At 66.6% G+C, this 23,793-nt stretch carries 18 protein-coding genes; 8 read left to right on the top strand and 10 right to left on the bottom strand.

Annotation, left to right across the window (positions count from 1 at the left end):
- Window position 1: 1 nt before the first annotated feature.
- Window positions 2-1,240, top strand: a complete 1,239-nt coding sequence (locus AC5Y7D_RS06860; RefSeq protein WP_499922554.1) for a phosphoglycerate kinase — start codon at window positions 2-4, stop codon at window positions 1,238-1,240.
- Window positions 1,237-2,022 carry a triose-phosphate isomerase gene (gene tpiA / locus AC5Y7D_RS06855; RefSeq protein WP_499922553.1) on the top strand — a complete coding sequence of 262 codons (786 nt, stop codon included), beginning with the start codon at window positions 1,237-1,239 and terminating at the stop codon, window positions 2,020-2,022. Before AC5Y7D_RS06860 ends, tpiA begins: the two co-directional genes overlap by 4 nt.
- 201 nt (window positions 2,023-2,223) lie before the next feature.
- On the opposite strand, the gene AC5Y7D_RS06850 is transcribed toward tpiA, so the two are convergent.
- Window positions 2,224-4,155 carry a PPE family protein gene (locus AC5Y7D_RS06850; RefSeq protein ID WP_499922552.1) on the bottom strand — a complete coding sequence of 644 codons (1,932 nt, stop codon included), beginning with the start codon at window positions 4,153-4,155 and terminating at the stop codon, window positions 2,224-2,226.
- 425 nt (window positions 4,156-4,580) lie between these two features.
- Here AC5Y7D_RS06850 and AC5Y7D_RS06845 point away from each other — a divergent pair, with 425 nt between their 5' ends.
- Both AC5Y7D_RS06845 and AC5Y7D_RS06840 read left to right on the top strand, forming a co-directional pair.
- Complete coding sequence (locus tag AC5Y7D_RS06845; RefSeq protein WP_499922551.1) at window positions 4,581-5,003, top strand: PE domain-containing protein; 423 nt, start codon at window positions 4,581-4,583, stop codon at window positions 5,001-5,003.
- Window positions 4,988-7,354: a PE family protein gene (locus AC5Y7D_RS06840; RefSeq protein WP_499922550.1), complete on the top strand. Its 2,367-nt coding sequence runs from the start codon at window positions 4,988-4,990 to the stop codon at window positions 7,352-7,354. The genes AC5Y7D_RS06845 and AC5Y7D_RS06840 overlap by 16 nt, the downstream gene beginning before the upstream one ends.
- A 159-nt stretch (window positions 7,355-7,513) precedes the next feature.
- Here AC5Y7D_RS06840 and secG read toward each other — a convergent pair whose 3' ends face one another.
- Window positions 7,514-7,747, bottom strand: coding sequence for a preprotein translocase subunit SecG (gene secG / locus AC5Y7D_RS06835; protein WP_459363485.1), 234 nt, complete (start codon window positions 7,745-7,747; stop codon window positions 7,514-7,516).
- 65 nt (window positions 7,748-7,812) lie between these two features.
- Here secG and ppc point away from each other — a divergent pair, with 65 nt between their 5' ends.
- Entirely contained in the window at window positions 7,813-10,620 is a 2,808-nt protein-coding gene (gene ppc, locus AC5Y7D_RS06830) for a phosphoenolpyruvate carboxylase (RefSeq protein WP_499922549.1), read from the top strand.
- A gap of 30 nt (window positions 10,621-10,650) precedes the next feature.
- A complete protein-coding gene (locus AC5Y7D_RS06825; protein WP_499922548.1) occupies window positions 10,651-11,475 on the top strand; it encodes a DUF1206 domain-containing protein in 825 nt (274 codons plus the stop codon).
- A gap of 13 nt (window positions 11,476-11,488) precedes the next feature.
- On the opposite strand, the gene AC5Y7D_RS06820 is transcribed toward AC5Y7D_RS06825, so the two are convergent.
- The 8 genes from AC5Y7D_RS06820 to tkt all read right to left on the bottom strand — a co-directional run bounded on the left by AC5Y7D_RS06820 (window position 11,489) and on the right by tkt (window position 20,615).
- Window positions 11,489-12,271 (bottom strand): PIG-L deacetylase family protein, encoded by a 783-nt coding sequence (locus tag AC5Y7D_RS06820; RefSeq protein ID WP_499922547.1) that lies wholly within the window; start codon window positions 12,269-12,271, stop codon window positions 11,489-11,491.
- A gap of 138 nt (window positions 12,272-12,409) precedes the next feature.
- Window positions 12,410-13,705 (bottom strand): cytochrome P450 family protein, encoded by a 1,296-nt coding sequence (locus AC5Y7D_RS06815; RefSeq protein ID WP_499922546.1) that lies wholly within the window; start codon window positions 13,703-13,705, stop codon window positions 12,410-12,412.
- Between the two features lie 4 nt (window positions 13,706-13,709).
- Window positions 13,710-14,111 (bottom strand): ATPase, encoded by a 402-nt coding sequence (locus AC5Y7D_RS06810; RefSeq protein WP_499922545.1) that lies wholly within the window; start codon window positions 14,109-14,111, stop codon window positions 13,710-13,712.
- Between the two features lie 51 nt (window positions 14,112-14,162).
- The gene (gene pgl / locus AC5Y7D_RS06805) at window positions 14,163-14,900 is read right to left on the bottom strand and encodes a 6-phosphogluconolactonase (protein WP_499922544.1); all 738 of its coding nucleotides are present in this window, start codon (window positions 14,898-14,900) and stop codon (window positions 14,163-14,165) included.
- Window positions 14,897-15,808, bottom strand: a complete 912-nt coding sequence (opcA, locus tag AC5Y7D_RS06800) for a glucose-6-phosphate dehydrogenase assembly protein OpcA (RefSeq protein ID WP_499922543.1) — start codon at window positions 15,806-15,808, stop codon at window positions 14,897-14,899. Before opcA ends, pgl begins: the two co-directional genes overlap by 4 nt.
- A 42-nt stretch (window positions 15,809-15,850) precedes the next feature.
- A complete protein-coding gene (zwf, locus tag AC5Y7D_RS06795; protein ID WP_499922542.1) occupies window positions 15,851-17,392 on the bottom strand; it encodes a glucose-6-phosphate dehydrogenase in 1,542 nt (513 codons plus the stop codon).
- Complete coding sequence (gene tal / locus AC5Y7D_RS06790) at window positions 17,389-18,507, bottom strand: transaldolase (RefSeq protein ID WP_499922541.1); 1,119 nt, start codon at window positions 18,505-18,507, stop codon at window positions 17,389-17,391. The genes zwf and tal overlap by 4 nt, the downstream gene beginning before the upstream one ends.
- 14 nt (window positions 18,508-18,521) lie before the next feature.
- Window positions 18,522-20,615, bottom strand: a complete 2,094-nt coding sequence (tkt, locus tag AC5Y7D_RS06785) for a transketolase (protein ID WP_499922540.1) — start codon at window positions 20,613-20,615, stop codon at window positions 18,522-18,524.
- A 271-nt stretch (window positions 20,616-20,886) separates the two neighbouring features.
- Here tkt and AC5Y7D_RS06780 point away from each other — a divergent pair, with 271 nt between their 5' ends.
- Both AC5Y7D_RS06780 and AC5Y7D_RS06775 read left to right on the top strand, forming a co-directional pair.
- A complete protein-coding gene (locus AC5Y7D_RS06780) occupies window positions 20,887-21,822 on the top strand; it encodes a heme o synthase (RefSeq protein WP_499922539.1) in 936 nt (311 codons plus the stop codon).
- 372 nt (window positions 21,823-22,194) lie between these two features.
- A complete protein-coding gene (locus AC5Y7D_RS06775) occupies window positions 22,195-23,727 on the top strand; it encodes a PPE family protein (RefSeq protein WP_499922696.1) in 1,533 nt (510 codons plus the stop codon).
- Window positions 23,728-23,793: the final 66 nt, after the last annotated feature.

Raw genomic sequence — 23,793 nt, 5'->3', positions numbered from 1 at the left:
CGTGGCCGTCCCCACGCTCGCAGATCTGCTGGCCGAGGGCGTGTCGGGCCGCGGCGTGCTGGTGCGCTCCGACCTGAACGTGCCCCTCGACGATGACGGCAACATCACCGATGCGGGGCGGATCACCGCGTCGGTGCCGACCCTCAAAGCGCTGGTGGACGCCGGCGCCAAGGTGGTCGTCACCGCCCACCTCGGCCGGCCCAAAGACGGGCCGGACCCCAAGTACTCGCTGTCGCCGGTCGCTGCCGCGCTCGGCGAACAATTAGGCCGGCACGTTCAGTTGGCCGGGGATGTCGTGGGCTCCGATGCTCTGGCCCGCGCCGAGGGGCTTACCGACGGCGACATCCTGCTGCTCGAGAACATCCGCTTCGACAAGCGCGAGACGAGCAAGGACGACGCCGAACGTCTCGCCCTTGCCCGCCAGCTCGCCGAACTGGTATTGCCCGGTGGCGCTTTCGTCTCCGATGGTTTCGGGGTGGTGCACCGCAAGCAAGCGTCGGTTTACGACGTCGCCAAACTGCTGCCGCACTACGCGGGGACGCTGGTCGCCGACGAGATCAAGGTGCTGCAGCAGCTGACCAGCTCCACCGAGCGGCCCTATGCGGTGGTGTTGGGCGGTTCGAAGGTGTCGGACAAACTGGGCGTGATCGAGTCGTTGGCCACCAAGGCCGACAGTATTGTGATCGGCGGCGGCATGTGCTTCACGTTCCTTGCCGCGCAAGGGTATTCGGTGGGCAAGTCGCTGCTCGAAGAGGACATGGTCGATACCTGCCGCAACCTGCTGGACACCTATTACGATGTGCTGCGGCTGCCGGTGGACATCGTGGTGACCGAGGAGTTCGCCGCCGAATCGCCGCCACAAACCGTGGCGGCCAACGAGATTCCCGATGACCTGATGGGTTTGGACATCGGCCCCGGATCGGTGAAGAGGTTCACCACGTTGCTGTCCAACGCCAGGACTGTCTTCTGGAATGGGCCGATGGGTGTCTTCGAGTTCCCGACCTACGCCGACGGCACCCGGGGCGTCGCCGAGGCGATCGTCTCCGCGACCGGCAAGGGTGCGTTCAGTGTCGTGGGCGGCGGCGACTCCGCAGCCGCAGTTCGTGCCCTCAAGATCCCCGAAGACGCGTTCTCGCACATCTCGACCGGCGGCGGCGCATCGCTGGAATACCTTGAGGGCAAATCACTTCCGGGCATCGAGGTGCTCGGTGAGCCCCAGCCGACCGGAGGTGACTCGTGAGCCGCAAGCCGTTGATCGCCGGCAACTGGAAGATGAACCTCAACCACTTCGAGGCCATCGCGCTGGTGCAGAAGATCGCTTTCGCGTTGCCGGACAAGTACTTCGATAAGGTCGACGTCACGGTCATCCCGCCGTTCACCGACCTGCGCAGCGTGCAGACCCTGGTCGACGGCGACAAGCTGCGCCTCACCTACGGCGCACAAGACCTGTCCCAGCACGATTCCGGCGCCTACACCGGCGACATCAGCGGAGTCTTCCTGGCCAAGCTCGGATGCAGCTTCGTCGTGGTCGGGCACTCCGAGCGCCGCACCTACCACAACGAGGACGACGCGTTGGTGGCCGCCAAAGCCGCGGCCGCACTCAAGCACGGAATCACCCCGATCGTCTGCATCGGCGAGCACCTCGAGGTGCGTGAAGCGGGAAACCACGTGTCGCACAATGTCGAACAGCTGCGTGGGTCACTGGCCGGGCTGTCGGCCGAGCAGATCGACAAGGTCGTGATCGCTTACGAACCCGTCTGGGCCATCGGCACCGGCCGGGTGGCCAGCTCCGCCGACGCTCAGGAGGTGTGCGCGGCGATCCGCGAGGAATTGGCCGCGCTGGCGTCGCCGCAGGTCGCGCAGACGGTCCGCGTGCTCTACGGCGGTTCGGTGAACGCCAAGAATGTCGGCGACCTGGTGGCCCAGGACGACATCGACGGCGGCCTGGTGGGTGGTGCGTCGCTGGACGGGGAGCAGTTCGCGACGCTGGCGGCGATTGCGGCCGGCGGCCCACTGCCTTAGAAGGCATACCTGGCAGTCGGAGGGGTGGCCGGCAGTCGCATGCACTTCAAGCAACAAGCCTTAGGCGTTCTCCCAGAACGTCGAGTTAACGAGCTGGTGGGTTGACGATCCTGTCGCAGTAACGCGCTCGTGCCGACCGGTGTCGACAGAACCCGGGCCCATTCGTCCGTGGCCGGGTTGGTGCAGGTGCCAGGGCCGGGCCTACTGGCCGAAGAAGCCCGACTGCTGCGTGCCCCTGTTGAAGGCGCCTGAGCTGTTGCCGCCGCTGTTGTTGAGGCCCGACGTGAAGCCGGCGCCGGAGTTTCCGAATCCCGAGATCAACCCCACGTCGCTCGAGTTGAAGAAGCCTGACACCAGTGGACCCGTCCCCGAGTTGAGGAATCCCACTTTGAAGCCGCCCGTGCCGCCGCTGCCGCCGGAATTCATCACTCCGACGTGTGCGTTGGCGCCCGAGTTCAAGAACCCACTATCGAAGCTGCCTTTGTTCCCGTAGCCCGTGCTGAAGTCTCCGTGGTTGCTGCTGCCGGAGTTCTGAATGCCTGCGTTGAAGAAGCCTGAGTTCCCCGTGCCCGTATTGCCGAAGCCCGAGCTGGCGGCGGTCTGGTTGACCATGCTGCCGAATCCGGTGTTCAAGTTGCCGGAGTTGAATCCGCCGGTATTCGTGTCTCCCGAATTGCCGAAACCAGTGTTCACGTTGCCCGCGTTGAAGAAGCCGGTGTTGGTGTTACCGGCGTTGAAGCTGCCCGTCACTCGATCTCCAGCGTTGAAGGAGCCCGTGTCAAACGACCCTGAGTTGAAGTTGCCTGCGTTGGCCAGGCCGGCGTTCCCGAAACCTAGATTGTTGCTGCCCGAATTGCCGAATCCAGTGTTTGTCCCATTAAACAGCGCGACACCGTCCCCGGAGTTCCACATCCCGGTGTTGAGCGCACCCGAGTTGCCGATACCCGTATTCAGAACTCCGGAGTTGAAGGCGCCGGTCGCGAAATTTCCAGAATTGGCTATGCCCCAGCTGCCATCGCCGGAGTTGAAAAAACCAACATTACTATTCCCGGAGTTAAATAAGCCGATGTTGTTGTTGCCGGTATTCAGCGCGCCGAACCCGACTTGGTTGTTGCCGGTGAGACCAAAGCCGATGTTGCCGGTGCCAGAATTTCCGAATCCAATATTATGACTGCCCTTGTTGCCGGCCCCCCAGTTGTTGCTACCGGTGTTACCGAAGCCAACGTTGCGGTCACCGCTATTTCCCGAACCGTGATTGAAGTTCCCGGTGTTCCCGTTGCCGACGTTTCCGTCACCGAAGTTTCCACTACCAAGGTTGCCTCTGCCGCCGTCGGTGAGTGCTGAACCAGAATTCCCAAAACCGATGTTGTTACTGCCGAAATTTCCGGCGCCGACGTTTTGGGTGCCGCTGTTCCCACCGCCCACGTTTCCGGCGCCATTATTTCCCCCGCCCAGGTTGCCACTGCCTTTGTTCCCTCCACCGACATTGCTGTCCCCGAGGTTGCCGCTGCCAAAGTTTCTGTTGCCGGTATTTCCGCTACCGATATTGGTGTCACCAGTATTCCCGTTACCCAAGTTTCCGGTGCCCTTGTTTCCGGTGCCCACATTGACATTTTTCAGCGGGAACTCCAGTGGTGATAATTGTGTGGCCGCAGCAGAAGCTGCCGAATGGTATCCCGCCATCGCTGCTACGTCTTGTGCCCACATCTCTTCATAGGCGAACTCAGCAGCCGCGATCGCCGGCGCATTCTGCCCAAACAGATTTGTTAACACCAGTCGAACGAGTGCGTTGCGGTTAGCCGAAACCGCTGCCGGGTGAATCATGCCCGCCTGTGCGGACTCAAAGGCACTGATTACGGCACGTGTTTGCGCCGACGCTTCGGCAGCCTTCACCGCAGCCGCATTCAACCACGAAGCGTAGGGTGCTGCCGTTGCCGACATAGCCACGGACGCCGGCCCCTGCCACGCCTGGCCTGAGATGTCAGCGGTAACAGAAGCAAAAGAACGGGCCGCTGTCGCGAGTTCGTCAGCCAGTCCAGCCCATGCCGCCGATGCTTCCAGCATAGGGACCGGGCCCGCGCCGGTGAAGATGAGGGACGAGTTGATCTCTGGGCCGAAAACCAAATAATTCACCTGCGGTACATCCTTTCGTAATATTGCGCGCTCGCAGCGGACGTGAGTGTGCTGACTGCGCGACGAATGTCGACTCCGAAACCATAAAGCGGCACCCGTTCCTCGCGCATACGTTTTCAGACAATTGGTGCCACGGGGTTTCATCGACAACCTTGCACCCATGCCTGCCCGTGGAAGGCGGTTATCCTCGAGGGCCTGGTGGGCGAGCACGACTTCGGGACACGTTTCAGACAGTCGTTCTAGAATGCGAATCAGGCTGCGATCTCGGCGCGGCCAACAGGACAGTACTGACTGAATCTCCTGCCTTAAGCAATCAATTAAAGTGTTCTTCGAATTAGATTTGAGGGAGCGAAAGTCTGTTGCGTATTGCGTCCGAGTTGTACAGTTGGTGCTCCATTGTGGCCTCTTGATAGCGGAGACGGCTCATGTCGTTTGTTTGTGTGGCGCCGGATGTCGTAGCGGCGGCGGCGCGGGATTTGGCGCGGATCAGGCCTGTGATAGGCGCGGCCTATGCGGCGGGGCAGTCGACGTCGGTAATAGTGGCGGCGGCCGGTGCTGAGGTACCAGCGGCGATGGCGGCGCTGTCCGTGTCCAATAGGCGGCGATATCAGCAGCCGGTTGCGCAAGCGGCGGCCTCTCGTGTGCAGTCTGTGGCGGGGTTATCGGCAGTGTCGGCGGCGCATAGGGCACGCCCAGCCGCTCTCGCGGAGGGCACGGAAGTAGCGGCTCCAATGGATGAGCCCAGGTTACCTCTCGGCCGAGTCGGGGCAACACGGCCTTCTGTCGTCGCAAAGAAGAACCTAATCCGAATTCAAAGTGATGGGACCTACACATGTCGTCTTTCGTAATCGCTTCACCCCAAGCGTTGATAGTCAGCGCTTCCGACTTGGCGGAGATCCATTCCGTGGTGCGGGGGGCCAACGTGGCGGCATCAGCGGCGACGACGTTGGTAAGCGCCGCGGCTGCGGATGAGGTGTCGGTCGCGCTCGCGGCGTTGTTCGGCGCCTACGGTCGGGAGTATCAAGCGCTCAGTGAACAAGCAACGCTGTTTCATGAGCGATTCGTAGAAACGTTGAGTTCGACCGCGGCGATGTATGCCGGTGCCGAGTCGGCTGCTGCGACGCCGTTGCAGGCAGTGCTGGATGCGATCAACACACCCACGACGCTGTTGTTCGGGCGTCCGCTGATCGGCAATGGTGCCGATGGCGCGCCGGGTACCGGGCAGGCCGGTGGGGCCGGTGGCATCTTGGTGGGCAACGGGGGTAACGGCGGGTCGGGGGCGCCGGGGCAGGCCGGTGGCGCTGGTGGCGACGCCGGGCTATTCGGCAATGGGGGCACTGGCGGGGCCGGCGGAGCAGGCGCCGCTGGTCTGGTTGGCGGGACCGGCGGGCGAGGCGGCGCCGGCGGATTCCTAGGGGGTTCTGGCGGGACCGGCGGCGTGGGCGGTGCTGGCGGAACCGGCACCGCGACGTTAGCCGGTGGGACGGGCGGGGCCGGGGGGGCCGGGGGTCTCAACCGGGCGCTGGCGTTCTACAGCGGTGGTGCGGGAGGGGCCGGAGGGGCGGGCGGTCTCGGGGGCACCGGCAGCGCGGCGGGCGGGGCGGGCCTCAGCGGTGGGAGCGGCACCGCCGGCGGGGCTGGCGGGGCCGGGGGTGTCGGCGGTGGCAGCATCGGGTTCTTCGGCGGTGGGGGAGTGGGCGGAGTGGGTGGGGCCGGTGGTGCTGGCGGCCTGGGTGCCGACGGCGGTGCCGGGTCTGGTGTCGTTCCGGGCGGCGGATCGGGCGGTCACGGTGGGTTGGGCGGTAACGCCGGCGCCGGTGGGGCCGGCGGATTCGGCGGGACCTTCGGGTCCGACGGTGCGGCAGGCGCCACCGGCAACGGCGGCAGCGGAGGCGCCGGCGGACACGGCGGTGCAGGCTATGACCCGTCCTCTGATCCATCGGCAATTCCCGGCACCTCCGGGGGCGCCGGCGGCCAGGGCGGCAACGGTGGGGCGGGTGGAAACTCCGGTACCGGCGGCACCGCCGGCAGTGGCGGGAAGGCCGGGAGTGGCGGTGACGGCGGTGATGGGGCAAACGGCGCAGCCGGTACCAGCACCTCCCCCACCGGCGGCAACGGCGGGGCAGGTGGGTCCGGAGGCAACGCGGGGACCGCGGGGGCGGCGGGTATCGGCGGCAACCCGGGTAGCGCAGGTGGGGCCGACGATGGCGGTAGCGGGGGCGCAGGTGGACAAGGTGGTGCGGGTTATAACGCGGCCGCGGCGGCGCCCGGAACGCCCGGCGGTTCGGGAGGCGCCGGAGGAGCCGGCGGCGCCGGCGGCTTCGCGAGCGGCGCGGGCGCGAGCGGCGGCAGCGGTGGCGACGGGGGGGCCGGCGGCGCGGGAGGCGTCGGCGCCATCGGCAGCGGCGGGAATCTCAGCGCGGGCGGCCCCGGTGGTAACGGCGGTCGAGGTGGAGTCGGAGGCAGCGGCGGCGGTGCCCCCTCTGGCGGGATCAACGGTGGCGGCGGCCAAGGCGGCGCCGGCGGTACCGGGGGTAACGGCGGATCCAACCAAGCACCAATTCTCGGCGCGGTCATCGGCGGCGGTGGCGGCGGCGGTGGTGCCGGCGGAACGGGGGGCAGTGCTGGCGCCGGCGCCGGGGTCGCTGGCGTCGGCGGCCAGGGTGGTCAAGGCGGCGCCGGCGGGCAGGGCGGATCAGCCGTGAGTTCGTTCGCTACCGGTAACGGCGGCAGCGGTGGTGGCGGTGGCGGCGGCGACGCCGCTCAACTAGGCGCTGGCGGCAAAGGCGGTGGTGGCGGCGGTGGTGGCGGCGGAGGCGTCGCTGTATCAACGGTCGGCGCTGAAGCGTTTGGCGGTGGTGGTGGCGGCGGCGGAGGGTCCGGCAGCTCGGCAACTCCCAACGCCGGCGGTGGCGGCACCGGCGGCACCGGAAGCGGAGGAGTCGGCGGGAGCGGCGGGGCAGGTGGCCCCTTGTCCACCGGCGTCGGCGGAGGCGGCGGTGGCGGTGGTAGCGATGTCGGCAGCGGCGGTAACGGCAACAACGGTGACGCGGGCGGGACAGGCGGGACCAGCACCGGCAGCTCTGCTGTGGGTGGCAACGGCGGCGCCGCCGGCGGTGGTGGTGGCGGTGGCGGCGGATCTCCGATCATCACCCCGACCGGGAGCGGCATTGGCAGCCCCGGACAAAGCGCGCTGTAACGCTGTGCTCCACATCTGGTCAGCCGTCATTTAACCGGTTTCCAATCTGCAGAGCGACACCGAAGTCCCCACTGGCAGTGAAGCCGGTGGTGAAGGTGACGCCGGTCAACCGGCCGTGGCCCACACCGGCGTTTCACAGAGTGGCCGGTTAAAGGCTAGTCACCGGTATTTGATCAGCAACGCCATGCCGACGACGGAGACCAGCCAGATCCCGACGATGAACAGCGTCAACCGGTCGAGGTTCTTCTCCACCACCGTCGACCCGGACAGGCTCGACTGCACACCGCCGCCGAACAGTGTCGACAGGCCGCCACCCTTGGCCCGGTGCAGCAGCACCAGCAATACCACCAGCACGCTGGTGACCACCAGGGTGATCTGTAGAGCCAATTCCATGACGGGAAGCTTACCCAAGGGGCGATGGCAGGCGCCGACCGCGTCAGTCACCGATACTGGGACACATGGTTGAGGTGACCGATACCGCGCTGGACCCCATCGGCGACGTCCATCGCACCAAGCTGGGGCGTGAGGCGACCGAGCCGATGCGTGCCGACATCAGGATGTTGGGCGCCATCCTTGGTGACACCGTGCGCGAACAGAACGGCGAGGAGGTCTTCGACCTCGTTGAACGCGCGCGGGTGGAATCATTTCGGGTGCGACGATCGGAGATCGACCGGGCCGAGGTGTCGCGCATGTTCGACGGCATCAACATCCACCAGGCGATCCCGGTGATCAGGGCGTTCACCCATTTCGCATTGTTGGCCAACGTCGCCGAGGACATCCACCGCGAGCGCCGCCGCGCCATCCACGTCGCTGCCGGTGAGCCGCCGCAGGACAGCAGCCTGGCCGCCACCTACGCCAAGCTCGACCGTGCCGACCTGGATTCGGCGACCGTCGCCGACGCCCTCAAGGGGGCGCTGGTCGCTCCGGTGATCACCGCCCACCCCACCGAGACTCGACGCCGCACGGTCTTCGTCACCCAGCACCGGATCACCGAGCTCATGCGGCTGCACGCGGAGGGGCACACCCAGACCGACAGCGGCCGCAGCATCGAACTCGAATTGCGCCGCCAGATCCTCACCCTGTGGCAGACCGCGATCATCCGGCTCTCCCGCCTGCAGATCACCGACGAGATCGCCGCGGGTCTGCGGTACTACCCGGCCTCGTTCTTCGAGGTCCTCCCGAAGGTCAACGCCGAAGTCCGGGAGGCGCTGCGCGCCCGCTGGCCCGACGCCGACCTGCTGACCGGGCCGATGTTGCAACCGGGCTCCTGGATCGGTGGCGACCGGGACGGCAACCCGAACGTCACCGCCGACGTGGTCCGCCTGGCCACCGGCGGCGCCGCCTACACGGCGCTGGCTCACTACCTGGCCGAACTCGACCAGCTCGAGCAGGAGCTGTCGATGTCGTCGCGCCTGCTAGAGGTGACGCCCGAGCTCGCCGAGCTGGCCGAAGGCTGCCAGGACAAGGCGCGCGACGACGAGCCCTACCGGCGGGCGTTGCGGGTGATCCGTTCCCGGCTGAGCGCCACAGCCGCCGAGATCCTCGACGAGCAACCGCACCACCTGCTCGACCTGGGCCTGCCGGCCTATGTCACGCCGGGTGAGTTGAGCGCGGACCTCGACACCATCGATGCTTCGTTGCGCACGCACGGCAGCGCGGTGTTGGCCGACGACCGGCTGGCGTTGTTGCGGGAAGGCGTGCACGTCTTCGGTTTTCACCTGTCGGCCTTGGATCTGCGGCAGAACTCCGACGTGCACGAGGAGGTGGTCGCCGAACTGCTGGCCTGGGCCGGCGTGCACCCGGATTATACGTCGCTACCCGAAGACGAACGGGTCGAGTTGCTGGTCACCGAGCTCAGCACCCGCCGTCCGCTGGTCGGCGACCGGGCGAAGCTGTCCGAACTGGCGCACAAGGAACTCGACATCATCGGCGCCGCTACACACGCCGTCCAAACCTACGGTCCCGCAGCGGTTCCCAACTACGTCATCTCGATGTGCCGGTCGGTGTCGGACGTGCTGGAGGCGGCGATCTTGATGAAAGAGGCAGGGCTGCTGGACGCTTCGGGAGACGAGCCGTATTGTCCGGTCGGGATTTCGCCGCTGTTCGAGACGATCGACGACCTGCACAATGGCGCGGCGATTCTGCAAGCGATGCTGGAACTTCCGCTCTACCGCGCGATGGTGGCAGCCCGCGGTGACATGCAGGAAGTGATGCTGGGTTATTCCGATTCGAACAAGGACGGCGGATATATGGCCGCCAACTGGGCGGTCTATCGCGCTGAGCTGGCTCTGGTGGAAGCCGCGCGCAAGAACGCAATCAGGTTGCGGCTATTCCACGGTCGGGGTGGCACGGTGGGGCGCGGCGGCGGCCCCAGTTACCAAGCCATCCTGGCCCAGCCGCCGGGCGCGGTGAACGGGTCGTTGCGGCTGACCGAGCAGGGCGAGGTGATCGCCGCCAAGTACGCCGAACCGCAAGCGGCCCGACGCAATCTGGAAAGCCTGCTGGCTGCGACGCTGGAGTCGACGCTGCTCGATGTGGAGGGTCTCGGTGATGCCGCGGAGCCGGCCTATGCCGTGCTCGACGAGATTGCCACCCTCGCACAGCGCGCCTACGCCGAATTAGTTCATGACACACCGGGTTTCGTCGAGTACTTCATGGCGTCCACGCCGGTCAGCGAGATCGGGTCGCTCAACATCGGCAGCAGGCCCACCTCGCGCAAGCCCACCTCGTCGATCTCGGACCTGCGCGCCATCCCGTGGGTGCTGGCGTGGAGCCAGTCGCGGGTGATGCTGCCGGGCTGGTACGGCACCGGCTCGGCGTTCGAGCAGTGGATCGCCGCGGGACCGGAAAGCGAAGAAGACCGGCTGGCGGTACTGCACGAACTGTACGAGCGGTGGCCGTTCTTCCGCAGTGTGCTGTCCAACATGGCTCAGGTGATGGCCAAGAGCGATCTGGGGCTGGCGGCCCGCTACTCCGAGCTGGTGGACGACGAGGCGTTGCGCAGCAGGGTCTTCGACAAGATCGTCGACGAGCACCACCGCACCATCGCGATGTACCAGCGCATCACCGGCCAGGAGGACTTGCTCGCCGACAACCCGGCGCTGGCGCGTTCGGTGTTCAACCGGTTCCCGTATCTGGAGCCGCTGAATCACCTCCAGGTGGAGCTGCTGCGCCGCTACCGCTCCGGCGAGGACGACGAGCTGATGCAGCGCGGCATCCTGCTCACCATGAACGGACTTGCCAGCGCGTTACGCAACAGTGGATAACGGGCAATCCCTTCAGGCGAAGGGGGCCCCATGTCTGATCGCACAAATGACCGGGCGCCAGTGGCCGCCGCGGTTGCGGTAGCCCAGAACGGCGTCTTCGAGAAGTTCGCTCGTGCCGGTTTTGTGGTGAGCGGGATACTGCATCTGATCATCGGCTTCCTGGCGATCCGGGTTGCGTTCGGTAGCGGCGGCACCGCCGACCAATCCGGAGCACTGGCGGCGCTGGCGGGCCGCCCCGGCGGCCCCTTCGTCCTGTGGCTCGCCGCCGCCCTGCTGCTGACGCTGGGATTGTGGCGGCTCATCGAAACGGTTCTCGGGCGCGCGGCCGACCGCGATAGCGAGCGCTCATCGGGCGGTGCGATGCAGCGTGCCAAGACGTTCGGGGTGGCCTTGGTGTACCTCGGATTCGCCTATTCAGCCTTCGGTTTCGCCCGCGGAGCTGGGAAATCGTCGGGTGAGCAGAGCTCGACCATGAGCGCCCGTCTGATGCAAAGCACCGCCGGCACCATCGCGCTGATTGCCTGCGGGCTGGCCGTCGTCGCGATCGGCGGATATCACGTCTACAAAGGGGCCTGTCGCAAGTTCGTGGATGATCTCAACGGCAGATCGGGCAAGCTGGTCCGCCGGCTCGGGGTGGCAGGTTACGTCGGTAAAGGGGTCGTCATCGCCATGGCTGGTGTGTTGGTGGTCGTGGCCGCATCCCGCTCGGAACCGAGCAAGGCCACCGGACTCGACGGGGCGCTCAAGACCCTCGGTGCGCAGCCCTCCGGAGCGGAGCTGCTCATCGCCGCCGGCGCGGGCATTATCACCTACGGCCTGTACAGCTTCGTGCTGGCCCGCTCAACCAAGATGTGACCGCGCCGCCGCTTCAGCCTTTGCCCTCGAAGATGTCGTCGCGCAACGCTCCGGGCCCGGCTGCGGGATCGACGAACCATTCGTGCCGGAAGATCGCGCCCACCGCCTGCGGTGGTAGCCGCAACAGCACCTGGTAGACGCGTGCGCCCAAGCCGGTGCCAAGCTGCGAGCGATGAGCGGCCACCGCGTCCCGCTTCTGTCGGGCGACCTGGCGAACGTCGACGCGGTGGGTGATGGTGGCCCGTGGCGCGTAGGCATCGCCGAGCACGTCCGGCTCATACGGTGGCGGCAGACGCAGCAGACCGCACAGGTCGCTGATCCGGCGCAGCAGTTCGCGCGGCATGGTCGCCTCGAGAACCCTTGGCGTGCCGGCCAGCTCAGCGGCCCGGGTCCCGACGTGATGCACCTGCACATGGTCGCGGTGGCCGTACCCGCCGTTGGCCTGGTAGCTGAGCAGCAGCTGCGCGTCCTCGGAGCGAAGTATCGCCGCCAGGCGCCGCGCGGCCTCGTCGGCGTCGGCTCTGGCGAAACGCACCCGGCCCGGCGGGTCCGGATAGAAGTCCGGACCGTACCCGCTATCGGCATAACCCAGGCACTCCGTCCGGTGCACGCCGAGAATGGCTGTGCTGGCGTGCAATTCGTCCAAGCGGGTGCGCTCGTCCGCATTGTCCATCCGTCCGTCGGTGGCCGTGACGACTACCACCCGGTGGCCGGCCGCGGCCGCTTTGGCCAGAGTGCCGCCGGTCAGGATCACCTCATCGTCCGGGTGGGCGTGAAAGGCGACGACGGTGGCCATGCGGGTGAACGGACCCCAGCCGCAGGGGTCAGGACTCCGTTCGGCGTCGCGGCCGAGGCGGCGGTGTGGTGAGAACTACCGGCATGACGCGATCCTATCGGTCTTGCGGCGACCCGGCTTGTTCGGCGTATGCGGGCGTCAGCGAATGGCGAGATAGTCGACCGGACAGGGCCCCTCGGCCCGGGCCACCCCGCCGATCTGAGCGGGGACCGGCTGGGGATGTGACGTCCAACCCGGGGTCATCTCATACTCGCGCAGCAGACGGGTGCTGGCCGTGGTCATCGCGGCGAGCGAAAAGGGTTGCGCCGGACAGGAATGCCGCCCGTGCCCGAACGTCGTCACCAACGTCGGGGACGGCAGATCAACCGGTCTCGTCAGGCGGTGTCGCGTCCACCGATCCGGATCCCAGTCGCGCAGCCCCGGTGCCGCTGCGGTATTGAGCAACGGCAACAGCGTGGCGATGGTCCATCCCGGCGGAACCTGGTAGGTGACCTCGCCGGTGTCGAGGTCAACCGGAGACAGCACCGCTCGACTCATGATGGAACGCTGCGCCAGGCGCGTGGACTCCAGCGCACAGCGCTGAGCAAAATCCTTGTCCCCGCTGAGGATTCGTTGGTGGTGCACGGGTCGCTCGATCAGGTCGACGAGCACCCAGCCCAATGCGGAGGCCAGATTCGACATCGACGCGATGTGGATCAGTGCCACGTCGTGGGCGATGCCACGCAGTCGGGTCCGCTCCGATTCCCCGGTCCAGGCATTTACGATCCTGCCGAACAGGTCCTGATCCTCGTCGTCGCCGGCGACGTAACGCCGCACCGCGGCCGCGATCGTATCGGTCACCTCGTCCAGCGCGGCCCGCTCGGCGCGCTTGTCCGACGCGCGCACGGCCGCCATCCGATCGGGGTGCACGAACGCATCCGCGCCGTCCAAGGTGTCGAAGGCGCGCACCAGACGTTCGAAAGCCGCGCCGTCTTCGCATCCCGGGCCGGCCCAGGAGGCGAGCCCCATGCGGTGTCCGAGTCGGCGGGTGAGGTGGAAGACGTCCACCGAACCGGCCGAGCCCAACTCGTCGGTGGTGTGTCGCAGCGCCCGGTCCAGATTGGCCAAATGGCCGGCGACATCGTCGCGACGAAACAGGTTGCCCGGCAAGGTGCGACGCCCGGCAAAGATCTCGTCGGGCAGCTTGCGCCGCAGCATCAAGAAATCGGCGACGCCCTTGCTGGCCTGTTCTTCCGGCAGGTTGTAGAAAGACTCGACGCCGGCAGGGGAGAACGTGAACAGGTAGCGGTCAGTGCCGCTTTTCACCACAAACGTGTCGCCCCACCGCTCGCGGGCCGCAGCAATGGTTGCGACGGCATCTTCGACGGCGACGTCCCACGGCAGGCCGGTCCCTTGCGCAAAGGGCGGGGCGGGAATCGGGTCGGCAAGCGTCACGGAGTCAGCGCACGCCCCGGTTTCGCAGCCTGTCCAGCATCCCGCGCACCATGTGCTCGGTGACGTTGATCGGCGCCATCATCGTCTCGCCCCACGTCACGATGTTGTCCATGCGCTCCAGAATGGCCTCCACCGGCTGCAGCACGGCGAGCAGACGCTTGGCGAGATCGTCGAGGCTGGAAAGGGTTCCGTCGAGATGGTCCAGGCCGGTCTCCAACCGCGTGACGGTGCTGTTGAGCGCCGACAGTGACCTGTTCAGTTCCGCCAGGGAGGTGCCGAGGCCATCCAGGACGTCCTCGACCTGCTCGACCGTCTTGTCGGCATTCAATGCCGCCTGCGTGAGCGTCTTCATTCTTTGCCGGGCTGGGTTCGGGCGGCCGCCGCTTCTGTCTGCCATGACGGTCATTCTTACCAGCTTGACAGCGGGTGATACAGCCCCGTCAGCGTCCCTGCAACGTCAACGGGGAAGTTTGCCCGCGGCGGCCTCGTCCAGCAGCCACCGGGTCGCCTCCCGGCCAATGGCCCCCGCGGCCGGCAGGGACACCGGGTTGGCGCCGCTCACCGCGGCCGCTACGGCCTCGGCCTTGCCCGCCCCGGACACCAACAGCCATACCTCGCGGGAACGCTGAATCGCAGGCAATGTCAATGTGATCCGCAGTGGTGGCGGCTTGGGGCAATCTTCGACCGCCACCACCATGCGACGGGACTCGCGCACCGCGGGGGTGTCGGGGAACAGCGAGTTGACGTGTCCTTCCGGTCCCATGCCAAGCAGGTGGACGTCGAAACCCGGTGCCGGTTCACCGGGTCCGGCGTTGGCCGCCAGGATCTGCTCGTAGGCCAGCGCCGCGGCCTCGATGTCCGTGCCGTAGTCGCCGTCGCTGGCCGCCATCGGGTGCACCTGGCTGGTCGGGATCGCGATGCGGTCGAGCAGCGCCTCGCGCGTCTGTTTCTCGTTGCGCTCGTCGTCGTCCTCGGGAACATAGCGCTCGTCCCCCCAGAACAGGTGTACCGCGGACCAGTCGATCGGGTGTGCAGCGAGTTCGCGCAGCAGCGCGACGCCGTTCCCGCCGCCGGTCAATGCGATCAGCGCTCGCCCTCGCGCCGTCGCGGCGGCCGCGATGGTGTCGGCGAGTCGCTGGGCCGCGGCGTGCACCAGAGCCTCGCCGTCGCGGAAGACCTCGATGTCGGGACTCACTGGTACTGCACCTTCTTGATGCCCTCGAGCGCGTCGTGGTAGATCTCGTCGGCATCCAGCCGGCGCAGATCTTCGGCCAGGCATTCACCGGTTAACCTGCGCGCCAACGGAACCAGCGCCTCGGGTTTGGCTGTGCGGCGCAGCGTCGCGGTGGTTCCGTCCTGAGGCCGGCTCAGCACGATCGTCTCGCTCTTGCGCACCAGCTCCACGGTGAGCTCGCCGACCTCCCGGCGAACCGGGCCGTCGATCCGGCTGGCCAGCCAGCCTGCGAGCACGTCCAGGGCCGGTTCTGTTTCCAGGCCCGATATCCGGGCCGACTCGATCGGTTCGTGCGGTGGCAGGTCGACGGCCGAGGTCAGCAGCGCCCGCCAATAGGTGATCCGACTCCAGGCCAGGTCGGTGTCGCCGTCGGCGTAACCCGGCAGCCGGCTCTTGATCGCGGCCAACGGGTCGGCGGCGTTGGTGGCGTCAGTGATACGGCGAATGGCCAACTTGCCCAGCGGATCCTGTGCGGGTACCGCCGGGGCGTTGTCGGGCCACCAGGCCACCACCGGAATGTCGGGCAGCAGGAAGGGAATCACTACGCTGGCGGCGTGCCCCGACAGTGCGCCGGACAACCGCAGCACGACCACCTCCCCGGCCCCGGCGTCCCCGCCGACTCGGATCTGCGCGTCCAGGCGCGGTTCGTCGGCGTACGGGTCGCCCCGCATGGTCACGATGATGCGGCTCGGATGTTCGTGGCTGGCGTCGTTGGCCGCCTGGATGGAGTCCTCGACGATGGCCTCGTTGTCCGGCGCAATGATCAGTGTCAGCACCCGGCCCATGGTGACCACGCCGGCCATCTCGCGCATCTCGTCGAGCTTCTTGTTGACGGCGGTCGTGGTGGTCTCAGGCAATTCGACGATCATCTGCGCCGCTCCTCCTCATCGCTGCGCGGGTCATTCGCGCGATCACGGACGCCGCCATTCGCGGCCGGTGCGCCGCAGCATCTCGAACGCCGACTCCGGCCCCCAGGTGCCCGCCTCGTACGGGTCGGGCTTGCCGTGCGAGGCCCAGTTGTCCAGCGCGGGATCGAGTATTTCCCAAGCCAATTCGACCTCGTCGTTGACCGGGAACAGCGAGGGCTCACCGAGCAGCACGTCGAGGATCAGCCGCTCGTAGGCTTCCGGTGATTCCTCGGCGAAGGCCGAGCCATAGGAGAAGTCCATGTTGACGTCGCGGACCTCCATCGCGGTGCCGGGCACCTTGGAGCCGAACCGCAGGGTGATGCCTTCGTCGGGCTGTACCCGAATGACCATGGCGTTGGTGCCCAGCTCATCGGTCATGGTGGCGTCGAACGGCAGATGTGGTGCCCGTTTGAAGACCAGCGCGATCTCGGTGACCCTGCGGCCCAACCGTTTTCCGGTGCGCAGGTAGAACGGCACGCCGGCCCACCGCCGGGTGTCGACCTCCAAAGTGATGGCGGCGAACGTCTCGGTGGTGGAGTCCTTGGCGAACCCTTCCTCGTCGAGCAGACCGACCACCTTCTCGCCGCCCTGCCAGCCTCCGGTGTACTGACCACGGCTGGTGGTCTCGTTGAGCGGCTCGGCGAGCCGGGTCGCCGACAGCACCTTGATCTTCTCTGTCTGCAGCGCCTTGGGGGTGAAGCTGACCGGTTCTTCCATCGCCGTGAGCGCCAGCAGTTGCATCAAGTGGTTCTGGATCACGTCGCGTGCCGCACCGATGCCGTCGTAGTAGCCGGCGCGCCCGCCCAGCCCGATGTCTTCGGCCATGGTGATCTGGACGTGATCGACATAGTGGGCGTTCCAGATCGGGTCGAACAACTGGTTGGCAAACCGCAGCGCCAGAATGTTCTGCACCGTCTCCTTGCCGAGGTAGTGGTCGATGCGAAAAACCGACTCCTCGGGGAAGACCGAGTTGACCGTCCTGTTGAGGTCCTGCGCGCTCGTCAGATCGTGGCCGAACGGTTTTTCGATAACAACTCGAGCCCACCTGTCCTCGCGAGGGCGCGCCAATCCCGACTTCTGCAACTGCTCGCACACCACCGGGAACGACTTCGGCGGAATCGCCAGATAGAACGCGTGGTTGCCCCCGGTGCCGCGTTCGGCGTCGAGCTTCTCCAGAGTCTCGGCGAGCTGGTTGAACGCCTCGTCGTCATCGAAAGCGCCCGGCACGAAACGGAATCCCTCGGCCAGTCGGTCCCAGTTCTCCTGCCGGAACGGAGTCCGGCAGTGTTCCTTGACGGCGTCGTGCACCACCTCGCCGAAATCTTCTGTGTCCCATTCGCGGCGGGCGAAACCGATCAGAGAGAACGTGGGCGGCAGCAGTCCGCGGTTGGCCAGGTCGTAGATGGCCGGCATCACCTTCTTGCGGGCCAAGTCACCGGTGACCCCGAAAATCACCATGCCACAAGGTCCGGCAATCCTGGGTAGCCGCTTGTCCCGCTTGTCGCGCAGCGGGTTCAGCCATCCCGCGGCGGCGGCTGAGTTCATTTGTCGGCGGAGTCGAGCTGCGCCTGCGTCTCCTCGAGCAGCTCGCTCCAGGATTCCTCGAACTTCTGCACACCCTCGTTTTCCAGTACCAGGAACACATCAGTCAGATCGATCCCGATCGCGTCGAGCTTGTCGAATACGCCCTGGGCCTCTGATGCGGTGCCGGAGACGGTATCACCGTGGATGGTGCCGTGGTCGGCCACCGCGTCAAGTGTCTTCTCCGGCATGGTGTTCACCGTGTTCGGGCCCACCAACTCGGTGACGTACAGCGTGTCGGAGTAATCGGGATTCTTGACACCGGTGGACGCCCACAGCGGCCGCTGCACCCGGGCCCCGTCGGACTGCAGCGCCTGGAAGCGCTCGCCGCCCTCGAAGACCTCCTGGTAGGCCGCGTAGGCCAATCGGGCGTTGGCTACCGCTGCCTGGCCCCGCAGCGCGCGCGCCTCGTCGGAGTCGATCTTCTCCAGCCGCTTGTCGATCTCCGTGTCCACCCGGGAGACGAAAAACGATGCCACCGAGTGGATCTTCGACAAGTCGTGGCCGGCCTGCTTCGCCTTCTCGAGTCCATCGAGGTAGGCGCCCATCACGGCGCGGTAGCGCTCGACGGAGAAGATCAGCGTGACATTGACCGAAATGCCTTCGGCCAGAGTCGTTGCGATGGCCGGGATGCCCTCTTCGGTGGCCGGGATCTTGATCAGCAGATTCGGCCGGTCGACGATCTTCCACAACTCGACCGCCTGCTGAGTGGTCTTGTCGGTGTCGTGCGCCATGCGCGGGTCGACCTCGATTGACACCCGGCCGTCGACTCCGTCGGAGGACTCCCACTGCGGCCGCAACACATCACAGGCGTTGCGGACGTCGTCGGTGGTGACGGTACGGATGGTGGCGTCGACATCGGCGCCGCGCTCGGCCAGCTCGGCAATCTGGTCGTTGTAGGTGTCGCTGTCGGCCAGCGCCTTCTGGAAGATCGACGGGTTGGTGGTGACCCCGACGACGCTCTTGGTGTCGATCAGTTCCTGCAGGTTGCCTGATTTGATCCGGTCCCGGGACAAATCGTCGAGCCAGACGGATACGCCCGCCGCGCTCAGCGCGGCGAGGTTGGGATTCTGGGCCATGCGATCACCTTTTCTCAGTTATCGAGTGCTTCTTCCGCAGCGGCTGCGACGGCTTCGGCGGTGAAGCCGTACTCGCGGAACAGCGTCTTGTAGTCGGCGGATTCCCCGAAATGCTCGATCGACACGATCTTTCCGGTGTCGCCGACCAGCTTGTGCCACGACTGAGCGACGCCGGCCTCCACGGCTACCCGCGCCGACACCGTCGGCGGCAGCACGCTGTCGCGGTACTCGTCCGGCTGCGACTCGAACCACTCCACACACGGCATGGAAACGACCCGCGCCAGAATGTCCTTGTCCGCCAACAACTTCTGCGCCTCGACGGCGAGCTGAACCTCCGAGCCGGTGGCGATCAGCACCACGTCCGGATCTTCGTCGCCCTCGGTACCGCCGAGCACGTAGCCGCCGCGCGCTACGCCGTCCAGATCGGTGCCCTCGAGCACCGGGACGTTCTGGCGGGTCAGGATCAACCCGACGGGTCCGCTGCCGTTGCCGCGGGCCAACACCGTACGCCAGGCATAGGCGGTCTCGTTGGCGTCGGCCGGGCGTACCACCGAAAGGTTCGGGATGGCCCGCAGCGCCGAGAGATGTTCGATCGGCTGGTGCGTCGGGCCGTCCTCACCCAAGCCGACCGAGTCGTGCGTCCACACGTAGATGGTGTCGATGTCCATCAACGATGCGAGCCGCACCGCTGGGCGCATGTAGTCGGAGAACTGCAGGAACGTCCCGCCGTAGGCCCGGGTCGGGCCGTGCAGCACGATGCCGGACAGGATCGCGCCCATCGCGTGTTCGCGAACGCCGAAATGCAACGTGCGACCGTACCAGTGCGCGGTGTAGTCCTTGGTCGAGATCGACGGCGGACCGAAGGAATCGGCGCCCTTGATGGTGGTGTTGTTGCTCCCCGCCAGATCAGCCGAACCGCCCCACAGTTCGGGCAGCTTCGGTCCGACGGCGTTGAGGACCTCGTTGGACGCTTTGCGGGTGGCGACCGCGTCGTCGCTGGTCTCCCAGTGCGGCAGGTCGGCGTCCCACCCTTCGGGCAACTCCTCGGCGGTCAGCCGATCCAGCAGCGCCTTTCGCTGCGGTTCGCGCTCCGCCCAGGCGTCGAACTCGGTCTGCCACTGCTGGTGTGCTTTCCGGCCGCGCTCCACCAGCTTGCGGGTGTGAGCGATGACCTCGTCGCGTACCTCGAACGTCTTGTCCGGGTCGAAGCCGAGGATCTTCTTGGTGGCCGCCACTTCCTCCTCGCCGAGCGCGGCGCCGTGCGCCTTTCCGGTGTTCATCAGGTTGGGCGCCGGGTAGCCGATGATGGTGCGCAGCGAGATGAACGAGGGCCGGCCGGTCTCGGCTTTCGCGTTGGCGATCGCCTCCTCGATTCCGACGACGTTCTCGCCGCCCTCCACTTCCTGGACGTGCCATCCGTAAGCGCGGTAGCGCTCAGCGGTGTCCTCACACAGGGCGATGTTTGTGTCGTCCTCGATGGAGATCTGATTGCGGTCATAGAACACGATCAGGTTGCCCAGCTGCTGCACCCCGGCCAGTGACGACGCTTCAGAGGTGACGCCCTCTTCGATGTCCCCGTCAGAGGCGATCACGAAGATGTAGTGATCGAATGGGCTGGTGCCCGGTTCTGCATCCGGGTCGAACAAGCCGCGCTCATAGCGCGACGCCATCGCCATGCCGACCGCGGAAGCCAATCCCTGGCCGAGCGGGCCGGTGGTGATCTCCACACCGTCGGTGTGCCGAAACTCCGGGTGCCCAGGAGTCTTGGACTTCCATGTGCGCAGCGCCTCGATGTCGGAGAGTTCGAGACCAAATCCACCCAGGTAGAGCTGCAGGTAGAGGGTCAGGCTGCTGTGGCCGGCGGACAAGACGAAGCGGTCACGTCCCAACCAGTGCACGTCGCTGGGATCGTGGCGCATCGCCCGTTGGAACAGCGTGTAGGCGAGCGGCGCGAGACTCATCGCCGTGCCGGGGTGGCCGTTGCCCACTTTTTGGACGGCGTCGGCGGCCAGAACGCGGACCGTGTCGACCGCAGCCGAATCGATCTCGGTCCAGTCGTCGGGGTGGCGCGGTTGGGTGAGCGCGGAGATCTCTTCAAGTGTGGTCATTCAGTCCTCAGTCCTGGGGTCATCAAACTGATCAATCCCACCCTAGTGCGGGATTGCTGGCGTCTGCAGGCCCAGATTGCGTGTACCCGCGGAAGCCTGTGTGAAAATATCCTGTCGCGGGTTGGTGGTTCGCATCAGCGCCGCGGTGGGCGGATGTGGTCGAGAAATTCGGGCAAATCGACCCTCCGAGCCGTTGGCCGTGAGTACGCGGTCTACCATCATGCGTAGTAGAAGCTGTGCGCGGCTGCGATTTTCCCGAGGAGTTATCTGCGTGAGCGTTCGCGGCCGCCCAGAAATTGAGGCGCCGGGCCGGACTTCAGGCCGGATCACCGGCACCTTGCTGGCGTATCTGGCGCTGACCAAGCCACGGGTGATTGAGCTGTTGCTGGTCACCGCGATACCGGCGATGCTGCTCGCGCACCGCGGGTCGGTTAACCCACTGCTGATCCTTAATACGCTGGTCGGCGGGATGATGGCCGCAGGCGGGGCGAACACGCTGAACTGCGTGGCCGACGCGGACATCGACAAGGTGATGAAGCGGACTGCGCGGCGGCCGCTGGCGCGGGCCGCGGTGCCGACCCGCAACGCGCTCATCTTCGGCCTGGCTTTGAGCGTCGCGTCCTTCTGCTGGCTGTGGTGGACCACCAACCTTCTGTCGGGTCTGCTGGCGGTCGCCACCATCGCGTTCTATGTGTTCGTCTACACGCTGCTGCTCAAGCGGCGCACTCCGCAGAACGTGGTGTGGGGTGGCGCGGCCGGCTGCATGCCGGTAATGATCGGATGGTCGGCCGTCACCGGCACCATCGGCTGGCCGGCGCTGGCGATGTTCGCGATCATTTTCTTCTGGACTCCGCCGCACACCTGGGCTCTGGCGATGCGGTACAAGGAGGACTACAAAGTCGCCGGTGTGCCGATGCTGCCCGCCGTGGCCACCGAGCGTCAGGTCACCAAGCACATCGTGATCTACACCTGGTTAACGGTGCTGGCGACTTTCGTGCTGGCCCTGGCGGCCGGATGGCTGTACGCCGCGGTGGCGGTGGTGGCCGGGGTGTGGTTCCTGACAATGGCCCACCAGTTGTACGCGGGGGTGCGCGCGGGTGAACCGGTGAAGCCGCTGCGCCTCTTTCTGCAGTCGAACAATTACCTGGCGCTGGTGTTCTGCGCGCTGGCCGTCGACTCGGCGATCGCGCTGCCCACGCTGTTCTAGGTTCAGCCCCCCGAGGCGAGCGTTTACTGCGATACAGCGGCACGCCGGTGGTGCCGTGATTCTGCGCGCGCTCGCGGGCGGCTGGGTGAGCCATCCAGAACCATCGCGATCCAAACCTCGCCTATCCAGGGTCGCCGCCCGCCGCCCAGAGCAAATGCTCTCGTGTGCAAGGTCTTTCGCGTCAATCTGGCCAGTCCTGGGTACACGCAGGCCGGCATGGCGCGCACTCTCGATTTGCGCTACTCCCGGTAGCGATATCGAATTCTGGTGACCCGACCACGAGAGGAGTGCCGGCATGACGTACTGCGTCCTTCCCACAGGGCCGTGCACCTCCTGTTCGGCCACCGGGTATCCGTTCCGCATCGGCTGACCGTGGCTGCTCCCGTCTGGATGGCTTCGCCTCCGGAGCTGCATTCGGCGTTGCTGAGCAGTGGTCCGGGCCCGGCTGCGCTGGTGATCGCCGCCGAAGCGTGGGCCGCGTTGAGCGCCGAATATGTCTCCGCCGCAGACGAACTCGGCGCGATTCTGGCTACAGTGCACGGCGGTGCCTGGCAGGGGTCGAGCGTCGAGTCCTATGCGGCCGCCCACCTGCCGTATCTGCAATGGCTGACGTCGGCTGGGGCCGCAAGTGCTGCGACGGCTGCCCGGCACGAGGAGGCGGCGGCGGCCTACACCGTCGCATTGGCGGCTATGCCAACATTGCTCGAACTGTCGGCCAACCACGCCGCGCACGCTGTGCTGGTCGCCACCAACTTCTTCGGCGTCAACTCGATTCCCATTGCGCTGAACGAGGCCGACTACGTGCGGATGTGGGTCCAGGCCGCCACCACCATGGCTACTTACGACGCCGTTTCCGCTGCGGCGGTCGCCGAAACACCGCCGACCGGCCCGGCGCCACAGATCGTGCACACCGCCTCGGAGTCGGACCCGTTGCAGCAGATCCAACAGATCCCGCAGCAGCTCTTCCAATTCGCACTGCGGCTCATCGGGATCAACTGGGATCCCGCCGCCGGCACCCTCAACGGAATCCCGTACGCTTCCTACACCGTGCCCGGGCAACCGGGTTACTGGATCTCCCGGCTCTTCCTTTTCGCTCAGGACTTCCAAGGGCTGCAGAACTGGATTCAGCTGCTGCTGACGAATCCGGTGGCGGCCCTGCAATCGCTTAGCGGCATCACCCCGGTGCAGATCGTCGCCTATCTGGCGCTCCACCCCGTGCTCGCCGGCGTGATCGCGTCCTCGCCATTGTGGTCGGCGCTTGCCACGCTGCCCGCCGCGACGGCTAGCGTCGCCGCAGTGGCGGCGTTGGCCGCCATACCGCCCGCCGAGCTGGCGGTCGTGCCGGAGCTGGCGCCTGTGGCTGAAGTCGCCGCCGCGGCCCCGGCGAAATTCGCCCCAGCTCTTGCCGGGTCGGTGGCGCCGGGTGCCGCGCCGGCCGCTCCCGTATCGACGGTCAGCACGATCAGCGCAACCTCGCCCTCGGCGCCGCCGCCCGCGCCGGCTGGCCAAGCCTTCGTTCCCTATGCGATCGGCGGCGGGCCGGGGGTCGGCTTCGGGCCTGTTCATCGCGGCAACACGAGCGCTCGCGTCCGCGCCAAGGCCCCGGAACCGGACAGCGCCGCCGTCGCGGCAGCCACCGCGGCCCGCAGAAAGGCGCGCAAGCGTCGGCAACAGGGGGAGCCGCAGCGCGGCTACGCCGATGAATTCGCCGATCTTGCAAGCGATGCGGATTCAGAACCGACGTATTCGGCACGCGGCGCCGGTGCTCTGGGGTTCACCGGAACGGTGTCGCGCGATACTGCCCAGCCGGCCGGTCTGATCACCCTGGCCGGCGACCCGTTCGACAGCGGTTCGACGCTGCCGATGCTTCCCACCACATGGGAGTCCGAACCCTCCGAGGAGTAACGCAGGCACAGGGGCGAGCCGAAGGAACTGGTTCACAATCTGTGGCACGGCGGTGCGCGATCACAT

Source organism: Mycobacterium sp. NGS49 (assembly GCF_059812565.1).
The sequence above is the reverse complement of the archived record's forward strand: the minus strand, read 5'-3'. Positions and strand labels throughout refer to the sequence as shown.

What these genes read in the sequence shown, in the direction of transcription:
- ppc (WP_499922549.1), top strand. Translation starts at nt 7,813, where the DNA reads ATGGTTGAGGTGACCGATACCGCGCTGGACCCCATCGGCGACGTCCAT.
- AC5Y7D_RS06845 (WP_499922551.1), top strand. Translation starts at nt 4,581, where the DNA reads ATGTCGTTTGTTTGTGTGGCGCCGGATGTCGTAGCGGCGGCGGCGCGG.
- tkt (WP_499922540.1), bottom strand. Translation starts at nt 20,615, where the DNA reads ATGACCACACTTGAAGAGATCTCCGCGCTCACCCAACCGCGCCACCCC.
- AC5Y7D_RS06810 (WP_499922545.1), bottom strand. Translation starts at nt 14,111, where the DNA reads ATGACCGTCATGGCAGACAGAAGCGGCGGCCGCCCGAACCCAGCCCGG.
- secG (WP_459363485.1), bottom strand. Translation starts at nt 7,747, where the DNA reads ATGGAATTGGCTCTACAGATCACCCTGGTGGTCACCAGCGTGCTGGTG.
- AC5Y7D_RS06820 (WP_499922547.1), bottom strand. Translation starts at nt 12,271, where the DNA reads ATGGCCACCGTCGTCGCCTTTCACGCCCACCCGGACGATGAGGTGATC.
- AC5Y7D_RS06825 (WP_499922548.1), top strand. Translation starts at nt 10,651, where the DNA reads ATGTCTGATCGCACAAATGACCGGGCGCCAGTGGCCGCCGCGGTTGCG.
- AC5Y7D_RS06840 (WP_499922550.1), top strand. Translation starts at nt 4,988, where the DNA reads ATGTCGTCTTTCGTAATCGCTTCACCCCAAGCGTTGATAGTCAGCGCT.
- zwf (WP_499922542.1), bottom strand. Translation starts at nt 17,392, where the DNA reads ATGAACTCAGCCGCCGCCGCGGGATGGCTGAACCCGCTGCGCGACAAG.
- opcA (WP_499922543.1), bottom strand. Translation starts at nt 15,808, where the DNA reads ATGATCGTCGAATTGCCTGAGACCACCACGACCGCCGTCAACAAGAAG.
- tal (WP_499922541.1), bottom strand. Translation starts at nt 18,507, where the DNA reads ATGGCCCAGAATCCCAACCTCGCCGCGCTGAGCGCGGCGGGCGTATCC.